The organism is Yersinia sp. Marseille-Q3913, from assembly GCF_963892745.1.
GTDB classification, from domain to species: Bacteria; Pseudomonadota; Gammaproteobacteria; order Enterobacterales; family Enterobacteriaceae; genus Yersinia; species Yersinia bercovieri.
Genome location: NZ_CAWQAF010000026.1, coordinates 23626 through 35888, shown reverse-complemented (window position 1 = coordinate 35888; position 12263 = coordinate 23626). Strand labels below are relative to the sequence as shown.

The window sequence follows — 12263 nt, the reverse complement described above, 5'->3', positions numbered from 1 at the left end:
TCAGTGATTCGGGTGAGTGAGTGCAGCTAACACCGCTGCAGTTTCAAGTACGAAGGTATCCCCCAAAGTAATTGGAGCTACAGCAAGGCAGCCAATGAATGAATCCCGATGAGCTGACTCAAGTCAGTGATTCGGGTGAGTGAGTGCAGCTAACACCGCTGCAGTTTCAAGTACGAAGGGGGTTTACAGCGCCGGAACTCTATGCTGCAATCCAGCCCTATTTATTTACCTGCCGGATATCGATACCTGCTTATGATGCAAGCGCAACAATTCGCGCACGCGGTACTTGATTGGTACCAACGCTTTGGCCGCAAGACACTGCCATGGCAGTTGGATAAAACGCCTTATCAAGTGTGGTTGTCTGAAGTTATGTTGCAACAGACTCAGGTTGCGACGGTGATTCCCTATTTCCAACGCTTTATGCTGCGTTTCCCTGATATCCGTGCTCTGGCAGCAGCGCCGCTGGATGAAGTTCTGCATTTATGGACTGGACTGGGCTACTACGCCCGTGCCAGAAATCTACATAAAGCAGCCCAAACCGTGGTGGAACGCCATCAGGGCGAGTTTCCCACCACTTTTGACGAGATCCTTGCCCTGCCGGGTATTGGTCGTTCAACGGCCGGTGCCATATTGTCGCTCGCTTTAGGGCAGCATTTTCCAATTTTAGATGGTAACGTTAAGCGAGTGCTGGCGCGTTGCTATGCGGTTGAGGGATGGCCCGGTAAAAAGGAAGTCGAAGGCCGGTTGTGGCAAATCAGCGAAGATGTGACACCCGCTAAAGGTGTAGGCCCGTTTAATCAGGCAATGATGGATTTAGGTGCCATAGTTTGTACCCGCTCTAAGCCCAAGTGCGAACTGTGTCCACTAAACAGCGGCTGCATGGCTTATGCTAATCACAGCTGGGCACGCTACCCTGGTAAAAAACCCAAACAAACAATACCGGAAAAAACCGCCTATTTTCTGTTGATGCAAAAAGACACCCAAGCGTGGCTTGAACAGCGCCCACCAGTGGGCCTGTGGGGCGGGCTATTTTGTTTCCCGCAATTTGCTGAGCAAGAAGAACTTGAGCGCTGGTTACAGCAACGAGGTATTTCGGCAAGTGGTTTACAGCAATTGACCGCATTTCGTCATACCTTCAGCCACTTCCATCTGGATATTGTTCCGATGTGGCTGAATGTGGAATCAGTCCGTGGATGCATGGATGATGGTGCTGGTCTCTGGTATAACTTAGCACAGCCACCTTCGGTAGGAGTGGCCGCCCCAGTTGAGCGTTTATTGCATATGTTGGCAAAAACAGAGTTGGCAAAACAATAACGGGCAGCACAGCCATCGGCCCAAACGGCTTTATTTGACGATAGTCATAGAAGAGGATTTAGCATGAGCAGAACGATTTTTTGCACGTTTTTAAAGAAGGATGCTGAGGGGCAGGACTTTCAGCTGTATCCGGGCGAAATAGGCAAACGTATTTATAACGAAATCTCAAAAGAAGCCTGGTCACAATGGATAGCCAAACAAACCATGCTAATTAATGAGAAAAAACTCAGCATGATGAATGTGGCAGACCGCAAACTGCTGGAGCAGGAGATGGTCAACTTCTTGTTCGAGGGGCAGGACGTTCATATTGAAGGTTATACTCCGCCGAGTAAATAACCACGTGGGGCCTCTGTGGGTTCCACTCCTCATCAAGATATGGCTTTTAAGATGAAGAAAATTTTAGCTTTGCTGGTAATTGCACCATTGTTAGTGTCTTGCTCAGGTAATAAAAATCAGGCAGATAGCGAAGTCTTTGTCAAAGACACCAACGGTTTTGAGATTTTAATGGGCCAATTTGCCCACGACATTGAAAATATTTGGGGATTAAAAGAAGTCTTAATCGCGGGTCCGAAAGATTACGTTAAGTATACGGATCAGTATAAAACCCGCAGCCATATCAACTTCGATGCCGGTACTATTACGGTTGAAACTATTGCCACGACCGATCCGGCTGCTCACTTACGTCAGGCGATAATCACGACATTATTAATGGGCGATGACCCAGGCTCGATTGATCTCTATTCTGACGCTAACGATATTCAGATCAGCAAAGAGCCATTCCTCTATGGGCAGGTACTCGATAATAATGGCGAGCCGATTCGCTGGGAGTGGCGAGCGGCCCATTTTGCTGATTATTTACTGCAAACCAAAATGCAAAAACGCACCTCTGGCCTGCATGTTATCTGGTCGGTGACTTTGCAATTAGTGCCAAACCATCTGGATAAACGTGCTCATAAATATCTGCCACTGGTGCGACAATCAGCTGAGCGATATGGTGTCGAAGAGTCACTGATTCTGGCGATCATGCAAACAGAGTCGAGCTTCAACCCATATGCTGTCAGCGGCTCTGATGCGCTGGGCCTGATGCAAGTCGTTCAGCATACTGCCGGGCGAGATGTATTCAAATTGAAAGGCAAAGGTGGTCAGCCAAGTCGTAGTTATCTATTTGATCCAGCAAATAATATCGATGCAGGCACAGCATATTTGTCAATTCTGCAAAATACCTATTTAGGTGGCATTCAAAATACGACCTCACGGCGTTATGCCGTTATTACCTCTTATAATGGTGGTGCAGGTAGCGTATTACGGGTGTTCCACAGCGATAAAAATCAAGCGGTGAATATTATCAACAACATGGCACCGGGTGATGTATTCCAAACGCTAACCACTAAGCACCCATCCGGTGAATCCCGCCGTTATCTGGTGAAAGTGAACAGCGCGCAGAAGAGCTACCGCCGCTATTAGTTTTAGTGGGACTTGATAAATAAAACTCAAATGGCACAAATCACTGTGCCATTTTTTATGGGAAAATTGTGGTCACAGAAAAATAGTGCACATTTGAATAACGACGATTATCAACAAAATGCTTATAGTATCGATCATCACTTTATTACCTACACTCGCAGGCTGCGCAAATGGATTTTGGACTTACTGTTTTCGAAATGGTAGCAATCTTCTCCACGATGGTCGTTGCCTACACTATTTTTGGCATCACAGGATTTGGTTCCGCACTAATTGCTAGCCCAGTATTAGCACTGTTTATTCCTGTCGCTAAGATTGTACCGCTATTGGCAATCGTCGATATGTTCGCAGCAATCACCAATGTCGCGCGTCATAGCCGACATGCTGATCTTGCTGAGCTTAAACGGTTGGTGCCATTAATGATTATTGGCAGTCTGATTGGTGCAACTATATTGCTGCGTACTCGACCCGATATTTTATTATTGGCTTTGGGTCTATTTGTCATTTTATATGCAATCTACTCACTCAGCCGACGTAAACCACAAGGACAATTCAAGCCTATCGCAGCGATTCCTTTCGGCTTAATTGGGGGGGTTTTTAGTGCACTATTTGGTAGTGGAGGGTTTATCTATGCCATTTATTTATCAGGCCGGGTAGCCAACAAAGATAATTTACGGATTACTCAGACGACGCTCATTGGCCTAAGCACCCTAACCCGAGTCATTTTGTTTACTCTGGCGGGGGTTTATATGGATTTATCCATTTTGTGGATGGTGTTACTGCTCGCGCCAGGAATGTTGGTTGGGTTAATTATCGCCAATAAAATCAGTTTAGGGATCAGCCGCGAGCAGCTTATCCGAATAATAAACATCTTATTGTTGATCTCCGGAGCCGTCTTATTAGCCCGTTATTTCGGTTACTGATTAACCCTATAGCGATAAAATAGTGGGTGGGACAGCCGATACACTCATCGGCTGTCGGTTTACTGTAATTACTGAGTAATAACGTAACCAAAAATACGCCGCCACTCCACATCACCTTTTTCGATATAAACGCCCTGTAATTCTGGAGAAAAGCCCGGCAGTAAGTTAATGCCCTCTTCCAGAGCCAGGAAATAACTCTGCACCGCCCCTCCCCATACTTCGCCCGGTACCACACACAGCACACCCGGCGGATATGGCAATGCACCTTCAGCAGCAATACGTCCTTCTGCTTCAGCAATCGGAATCAGCTCGATATTATCGCGGATAAACTGGATGTTGGCATCTTGCGGGTTCATGACAACCTTCGGGAAACCCGCTTTGCGAAACATCTCTTTTTGTAGCTGTTTAACATCAAAACTAACATATAAATCATGCATTTCTTGGCATAACTGGCGTAAAGAGTAGCCCAGATAGCGCTCTTCATTCTTACGATATATCGTCGGCAACACATCACAAAGTAGTGCATCTTGCTCAACGTAGCGTTCAAACTGTACCAACATATCAACCAGATGAGCCATTTTTGCTGGATTTTCTGCCGGCGTGAGCAGGAATAAGATCGAATTGAGATCGCACTTTTCCGGCACAATACCATTTTCACGTAAAAAAGTCGCTAATATCGCTGCCGGAACACCAAATTCAGTATATTGGCCCGTGCTGGCATCAATGCCGGGCGTCGTCAGCAATAACTTGCAAGGATCAACCAAGTACTGATCTTGGTTATATCCTTCAAATCCATGCCAAGCCTCATTAGGCACAAAATTAAAGAAGCGCGCGTCATTGGCGATGATATCAGTATCGTAATCTTGCCATCCTTTACCGCCGACAATCGGAGGAATAAAAGGTCGCAGCATTGAACAACGCGCTAATAATGATTTACGGGTTTCGATACCTAGTTTCACGCAATCCATCCACATACGGCGGCCGCTATCACCAGAGTGTATTTTGGCATTAACATCCAGTGCCGCGAATAATGGATAGAATGGGCTGGTCGAAGCATGCAACATAAATGCATTATTAAAACGTTTATGGTTACAGTGCCGTTTTTGCCCTTTGATATGGTTATCTTTCTTATGCACTTGCGAGGTCTGAGAAAAACCAGCCTGCTGTTTGTGAACCGATTGAGTCACAATAATCCCAGGGTCATTTTCATTTAATTCCAGCAACAACGGCGAGAAATCCTTCATCATCGGAATAAATTGCTCGTAACCAACCCACGCGGAATCAAACAAAATGTAATCACATAAATGACCAATACTATCAATGATCTGACGTGCATTATAGACAGTGCCATCATAAGTACCCAACTGAATGATCGTCAATCTAAATGGCCGTGCCTCTTCCGCACGTTCGGGCGCGACCTCACGCAACTGCTGGCGTAAATAACTTTCATCGAAACAGTGGGCATCAATGCCACCAATAAACCCGAATGGGTTACGAGCTGTTTCTAAATAGACTGGTGTCGCTCCAGCCTGAATCAGTGCGCCATGATGATTAGACTTATGGTTATTGCGATCGAACAATACCAAATCACCACGGGTCAATAAGGCGTTAGTGACCACCTTATTCGCAGCCGACGTGCCATTCAGCACAAAATAGGTTTTATCTGCATTAAACACCTTAGCCGCATATTTTTGCGCATCTTTTGCCGCACCTTCGTGGATAAGCAAGTCACCCAATTTGACATCAGCATTGCACATATCTGAACGGAAAATTGTCTCGCCATAGAACTCAAAAAACTGACGCCCTGCGGGATGTTTACGGAAAAACTCGCCCCCCTGATGCCCTGGGCAAGCAAAGGTTGAGTTTTTCATCTCGACATATTTTTTTAACGTCGAGAAAAAAGGCGGTAATAGATTTCTTTGATATTCGCTGGCGGCAGCTTCCACCTGAGCATTGTAAAATGCTTTATTTGCCTCACCCAGCGTGATGATCCCTTTAATTAACGGCAAATAGTCCGCAGAAACCCTCTGCTCTGACATCACAGCAATAAAAGTCGGAATAGCAAAACCAAGGTCATGCAGCGTTGACAATATACCGACATTAGCATCTTCAACCGACATCACTACGGCGGCAACATCAGTAAAATCAGTATGATTGAGATACACCACACCGCGCTGAGTTTCTATATAAGAAGCCAGACGGGCGCTTGTTGCTATTTTTAATAGTGTCATATCACTTACTCTCAAACGGTCAGGTATGAGGCTGCCACTCAAGGCATATAGATGACATCGCATAGTATTGAGCGCTAATGCAATGCCGGCAAATTGATGTTTTACACCTACGCCTTTCATCGGCGGAAAGGTAAGTCTGAGTAATAGGCGAGCTGGTTTCAGCACCGACCAATAAACATCAGTAAAACCAGAGTATTTACTCTATTTTTAATAATGCCTAACAGTGGGCAACAGATAGCCTTACCGCATGAAAGGAATAAGGGACTTTGCAGAGGTGCAACAGAAAAGAGTGCGTATAAGGCGTTCAATATGCATTGGGGAGTGTAATAGTGCCATGACCGCCTCCTGTTTGAATTCTCGAAATGATATGGGCTACAAGCATGAATACTAATGCTAAAATTTGCGCAATAGTTGCATGTTTCATCCATTGGGGCAACCCTTAATAGCCAATAAAAATGCACATTTAGTGAATATATAAGCCATTGTTATTTAACGAGCTGCAAAATAAAAAATCGATAAATCAATCAGATAAAATATTTATCTGTGGTACTAAAAACAGGCAACTTTATGCCTTTCTAACTATTTTGCGTGAAAATAGAGCAACTGATCGCCTTTATATCAGAAACTCATTGACGATTTGGCACCAATACGGTTTAATGCGCCCCGTTGCCCGGATAGCTCAGTCGGTAGAGCAGGGGATTGAAAATCCCCGTGTCCTTGGTTCGATTCCGAGTCCGGGCACCACCTTATTATCAATGGACGTCAACTGACGTCCATTTTTGCATTTAAAATCCTGCTGTTACTGCTATCATCCCCCTACTCCATATCAACTGAATTCAACCTGATTCTACCTACATCAAGTTACACCTGTGGGCACAAATGCGGGTACAGTCCAGTTCGATAATTATTATACCCACAAAATCTCTTCCGGAGGCCATCCATGGCACTCACCGATGTGAAAGTCCGGTCAGCAAAAACCGAAGATAAACCTTACAAACTGACTGACAGCGATGGCATGCATTTACTGGTTCATCCCAATGGGTCAAAATATTGGCGACTACGTTATCGCTATCTCGGTAAAGAAAATACCCTGGCATTGGGCGTCTACCCCGCCCTATCACTTTCAGAAGCGCGGGCTAAACGCGACGCCGCGCGCAAATTGATTGCCGAGGGCTCCGACCCCAGTGAGGTCAAGCGTGCGAAAAAGGCTTTACCCGATGCCACTCAAACATTCGAAGTTATTGCCCGGCGCTGGCATGCTGCTAATAAGCAATGGTCTGAACAACACAGCGCAAAGGTGCTCAAAAATCTGGAAATGTATCTGTTTCCTGTGAACGGTACTCGCGATATCGCTTCACTCAGGACACCCGACCTGCTCATCCCTATTCGGGTAGCCGAAAATGCAGGATTTCTTGAAGTGTCTGCCCGTCTACTGCAACGCACCACCGCCATCATGCGTTATGCCGTCCAGTGTGGGATCATTGATTATAATCCGGCTCAGGATATGGTTGGGGCTCTTACCACGGTTAAACGCGTTCACCGGCCTGCCCTCGAACTTAATCGCATCCCAGAGCTGCTTTCGCGTATTGAGGGTTATAAGGGTCAACCTCTTACTCGCCTGGCCGTGATGCTTAATCTGTTCGTTTTTATTCGTTCCAGTGAACTTCGTTATGCACGCTGGAGTGAAATCGATACAGAAAGAGCACTTTGGACTATCCCGGCTGAAAGAGAACCTATCCCCGGCGTTAAATTCTCACACCGAGGTTCAAAGATGCGCACCACGCATCTGGTCCCACTCAGCCAGCAATCGTTAGCTATGCTGGAAGAACTTCGCCTTTCTGGTGGTGAGAGTGGTCTGATCTTTCCTGGTGATCATGATCCTCGTAAGCCCATCAGTGAAAACACCATCAACAAGGCATTACGTTTGATGGGGTATGAGACCAAGACGGAGGTATGTGGTCATGGTTTCCGAGCGATGGCGTGCAGCGCATTGATTGAGTCTGGGTTGTGGTCACGGGATGCGGTGGAACGGCAAATGAGCCACCAGGAACGTAATGGTGTTCGGGCAGCGTACATCCACAAAGCCGAGTTTCTGGATGAGCGTAGACTAATGCTGCAATGGTGGGCAGATTTTTTGGATATTAACAGAGAGGAAGCGGTAAGTCCGTTTGATTTTGCGAAACAGTATCTGGTGAACCTATAGCCATACTCTGTATCTGGATCAACGGAGAGAAATGATGTGGTGGAATGCCAATTATATTAATGATCTTGCTGGTATGGAGTATAGACGCGCTTAATAATGAAAAGGTATTTAGCAAAGAAAATTGCTGGATGTCTTTTTCATTTTCACTCTGAAACTTATTTTTCGCATATGCATGTTTGTTCAAGTATTCCTGTCAAAATAAAAACGAGAAAAAAGAGATATGAAACATTGAGAGGATACTGCCAGTCCCTATGATGATGACGCAATAGCCTGCATTGACGATAAGCTGAATAAAAAATGGTGAGCTACTCATTACCTCTTGATTTATCACTCTACCCACGATAAAACCATTTCGGGTATTACATTGTTTTTGAGGGATTGCAATGCAGCGTATGTCCAAAGCTTATCTTGATGTGTATGGTGAAGATACCGTAACACCATCACAGTTTCGCGCACTGGAGCGCCAGAGAAATAGTGAATGTAAGACTGCCCCTTTCGCTATTTGCATAGGGTGTCAGAGTAAATTAAGCACTTATGGTGTTGACAGCCCTAATGTCACTGAATGCTTTAGGCATCCAGATAATGCACCCACTACCTGTTTTCTTCGCTCTTCATCCAGACGTTATGGTTTACTGAAAGATTCTATCTGGGATGACTTGCACGGACGAAAACTACGGACAGAATTTATGCAATCTGTTCACCTGTTGCGAGCATATGAGATCTGCCATAAAGTTAAGGGCGGTGATAAAGGCTGTTTGTCCATTCAGGATTTTATCTCTCTACTGGAAGTATCTGATGCCAAAGGATTATGGAATTACAAAAGGCTGGAAATCTGGAGCTTTTCGTTACTGTTGTTACTCAACATGAATTATCAGTTCAAAAAAAGTGGAAAAAAATATTATTTCCACCTGACCCGAGAAGTTACACGACGAAATTGCCCTGATAATGAATGGTGGAACGGATTAATCCTTCAACCCTGCTGGCTGGAAAACAACGAAAAAATAGATGAAAAATATCAATCAGTAATACCTTTTACTCATGATGAGTATACCCGACGAGTACAAAACCCATGGGTTAAAGAAAACACATTCAAATCCTTATTTAGTCACTTCGATCTCCCTGTAATAAGATAACCATCAGGATAATTAAAATAAAAAATTAATATTTTCTCGTTATGATCTCAGGGAGATTTAGCATACCTTAACACGCCTATATATAATGCCTATTTAAGGTGAATTCATTAGTATCCATGTACAACCTGCAATCTACTGAATGTTCATTATCTTCGATGAGAGTGGTTGGGTAATCCTCCCATTCTTAGCAGAGGTCAATAGTAGAACTTAGGCTGCGCGTAGCTCGTGTTGTTTTGGGGTATACCCTACGTTTCGTATAGTCTATAAAAGCCACTTGCGAAAAAAACATCCCAAGCGACTCTTTTCAGTACAGAGTATAAATTAAAATTTCTACTTTATTATATCCTCTCGTTCCAAGACTTCTCGAATATCTTGAAATACTGCGGAAATGTTACCTTTAGGAAATCTTATTTGGCCAAGACCATTAATGTTCGTAAACTCCTCACAACCCTCCTCCAATAAGACTATAGCTCGCTCAAAACCCAGACGTCCTTGAAATAATCCTACTTCATGAATAACGTTCATTCTAGCTTGCTTATTGCCATCCAGTAACTCGTCTTCAGCTGTCATGATTAAAAAGGCAATGCATGCTTGATCCAGCATTTGAGCTAGCCGAGTTATATTTGTAACTCCGGCCACTGGAACACGATTAAATTCATCATAAGGAAGTCTTAGCTTATCCTGGACAAAATCTTTAAGCTCTCTCCACATATGAGAGCGTCCATGACCGATGAAAATATTCACACCGATTCTCTCTTCAATAACTGATTTCTTTTCTTTATTTTTAATATGATTAGAAAGCTTTATCAGATTTACCTTTAATTCTCCACAAGACATATATGGTGATTTTATACTCATTGCCTTGCAATACACCGCAATATGAGGTGGCGTTTGTAAACCATTGTTTATCGCATTCATATCACGAGTCATTATTTGACGATTTGGTCGGTAATAACTTATAAATTGGTTTTCAACAATCACTTTTGTTTTTTCTATTTTCTCGATTAAATCCATCAAGAACTTATCTTCACCAAGAGTCTCTTTATTTGAATAAATAAGAGATAAAGTGTCACTTTTACACACTTCGAATATTGAGGTTGCCTTATTAGAACTTTTTATATATTCATCTAACTCATTATCATTCCATTCATTATGAATATAATTAATGACGGCATCATACTGGTATTCGACCCAATCACCAACCGACCCCATTGAGAATGAATCCATTAACCCCCATTCAGCACTAAATATGGCACCTGATGGAGGAGTGTTGAAATCTCTGTAATAGACTCGAGAATGATAGCCAAACCATGAACCTGAAAATGACTTAGATATTTCTTCTGTTATATCGATTAAATGATCAATCTCATCTAATTCATTATTCTCAAATACGGTTAACTTATCAGCAATTTTTTGCAGTTCAAGTGAAATTGACATAATGAGTCTCTTATTAAATTAATCCTCATAGAACATTAGCATTATCATAACATTAACTACTACTATACCTACCAAATACTTCATAGGTAGCTTAGCATAGGCTGTTACAATTGCAGTTTGTGGTGGCAAGTTTAAGTCGACCACTTCATTTAGCATCGAAGAGGGTGAAAATGGGAAATGATAAGTCCATCTGCCACCAATGTGTGGGTGAAAAATTTATCAGTGCCATGATTAAAAAAAAGGGTAGTGCCAATGATCGTTGTAGCTACTGTAGGAACAGAAGAAAAACAATCTCTCTGCACGAGTTAGCTGAATCCATGCACACAGTGTTTTCCACCTATTACAGATGTAGAACTGATGAGGGACTCTATCCCGGCTACAGTTTCGGTAATCCAGCGGAGGATATTATTGCTGAATGCCTCGAAGTAGATGAAGATATTTCCGCAGAGATTCATGAAGCTCTGAAGGAAAACTATAATGACTGGCTGGGCGGTGATGTTTACAGCGAGGATTACGTTTACAAAGAAAAAGACCACTCTTCCGAAGCTCTGGATAATAAATGGGAAGAGATAAAAAAGTCTCTCCAGAACGAAGCACGATTTTTTAATAATCACGTAAAGGATTTTTTTAACAAAATATTTAGCGGTATTGAAACACACCGGACACAAGACGGCAGGAACGCGGTTAATTATCTTAATAATGATATGCCAGTATTTAGGGCGAGGGCCTTTGACAGCTATGACAAGGTAGAAGAAGCACTTCAACATCCTGAGAGACACTTCGGCCCACCCCCGCATTTACTAGCTACTTCGGGCCGTATGAATGCGCAAGGCATTCCCGTCTTCTACGGAGCCACGTCCCCCAATATCGCCATCGCCGAAGTAAGACCAGCGGTAGGTAGCCTTGTCGTTGTAGCGCAGTTCAGCCCTTTGAAGCCCTTACGGATTTTGGAAATTTCCGCTCTGGATGAACTGAGTCCTATCAAAAATAGTTTATTCGATCCTCAGACGGCTGAAAAGTTTGCCACGGCCTGCTTTCTACGAAAGCTTTCCCGCAAACTGACACTACCAGTTTCAGGGAAAAAAACTGACACTGAATATCTCATTACTCAGGCTATTTCCGAATACCTATCCTTATCAGACATATATAAACTTGACGGAATCAGTTTTAAATCAACACAGCAAACCGATGAGAAAAATGAAGTCTCCACTCCCTACAACATTGTTCTCTTCAATAAATCATCAGCAGTTCTGAATGCGGACGTTCAAAACACGAGATATTCAGTAAACTTTTTTGAATACGACTATGACGACGAGGCAAGTTATTCCTGGTTGGAGCCAGAAATACGGAAAATTGAAATCGTTTCTGATAAATCATCCATATCCCGTCAACATATATCCCTGACAGACTATTCCCTTCAGTTAAATGCGAGTGAGATGACTTTCCATATAATTAAAGGGGTTGTATACCAGAAGACTGAGTACCCAATCAGGCTGGGTAAACCTAAACTTATGAAAGCAGATAGCTCTCATGAGTTTTTTGGTGATGAACCATTTTGATA

Annotated in this window: 9 protein-coding genes and 1 tRNA gene; 8 read left to right on the top strand and 2 right to left on the bottom strand. The window is 43.5% G+C overall.

What is annotated here, in order from left to right:
* Positions 1-201 precede the first annotated feature (201 nt).
* From mutY to AACW11_RS12435, 4 genes are all read left to right on the top strand, one after another.
* A complete protein-coding gene (gene mutY / locus AACW11_RS12450) occupies positions 202-1314 on the top strand; it encodes an A/G-specific adenine glycosylase (RefSeq protein WP_212586840.1) in 1113 nt (370 codons plus the stop codon).
* A 63-nt stretch (positions 1315-1377) separates the two neighbouring features.
* On the top strand, positions 1378-1650 hold the full coding sequence (locus tag AACW11_RS12445; RefSeq protein WP_004876892.1) for an oxidative damage protection protein: 273 nt from the start codon (positions 1378-1380) through the stop codon (positions 1648-1650).
* A 51-nt stretch (positions 1651-1701) separates the two neighbouring features.
* On the top strand, positions 1702-2778 hold the full coding sequence (gene mltC / locus AACW11_RS12440; RefSeq protein ID WP_212586839.1) for a membrane-bound lytic murein transglycosylase MltC: 1077 nt from the start codon (positions 1702-1704) through the stop codon (positions 2776-2778).
* 170 nt (positions 2779-2948) lie between these two features.
* Entirely contained in the window at positions 2949-3698 is a 750-nt protein-coding gene (locus tag AACW11_RS12435) for a sulfite exporter TauE/SafE family protein (protein ID WP_212586838.1), read from the top strand.
* Between the two features lie 68 nt (positions 3699-3766).
* Here the strand turns inward: AACW11_RS12435 and speF are convergent, their stop codons facing one another.
* Positions 3767-5929 (bottom strand): ornithine decarboxylase SpeF, encoded by a 2163-nt coding sequence (gene speF, locus AACW11_RS12430; protein ID WP_212586837.1) that lies wholly within the window; start codon positions 5927-5929, stop codon positions 3767-3769.
* Positions 5930-6597: 668 nt separating this feature from the next.
* Between speF and AACW11_RS12425 the strand changes: the two genes are divergently transcribed.
* The 3 genes from AACW11_RS12425 to AACW11_RS12415 all read left to right on the top strand — a co-directional run bounded on the left by AACW11_RS12425 (position 6598) and on the right by AACW11_RS12415 (position 9265).
* Positions 6598-6673, top strand: a tRNA-Phe gene (locus AACW11_RS12425).
* Positions 6674-6869: 196 nt separating this feature from the next.
* On the top strand, positions 6870-8132 hold the full coding sequence (locus tag AACW11_RS12420) for a tyrosine-type recombinase/integrase (RefSeq protein WP_212586836.1): 1263 nt from the start codon (positions 6870-6872) through the stop codon (positions 8130-8132).
* A 383-nt stretch (positions 8133-8515) separates the two neighbouring features.
* Positions 8516-9265 carry a hypothetical protein gene (locus tag AACW11_RS12415; RefSeq protein WP_212586835.1) on the top strand — a complete coding sequence of 250 codons (750 nt, stop codon included), beginning with the start codon at positions 8516-8518 and terminating at the stop codon, positions 9263-9265.
* A 330-nt stretch (positions 9266-9595) separates the two neighbouring features.
* Here AACW11_RS12415 and AACW11_RS12410 read toward each other — a convergent pair whose 3' ends face one another.
* A complete protein-coding gene (locus AACW11_RS12410; protein WP_212586834.1) occupies positions 9596-10702 on the bottom strand; it encodes a TIR domain-containing protein in 1107 nt (368 codons plus the stop codon).
* Between the two features lie 170 nt (positions 10703-10872).
* Here AACW11_RS12410 and AACW11_RS12405 point away from each other — a divergent pair, with 170 nt between their 5' ends.
* Entirely contained in the window at positions 10873-12261 is a 1389-nt protein-coding gene (locus AACW11_RS12405) for an RES domain-containing protein (RefSeq protein ID WP_212586833.1), read from the top strand.
* Positions 12262-12263 lie beyond the last annotated feature (2 nt).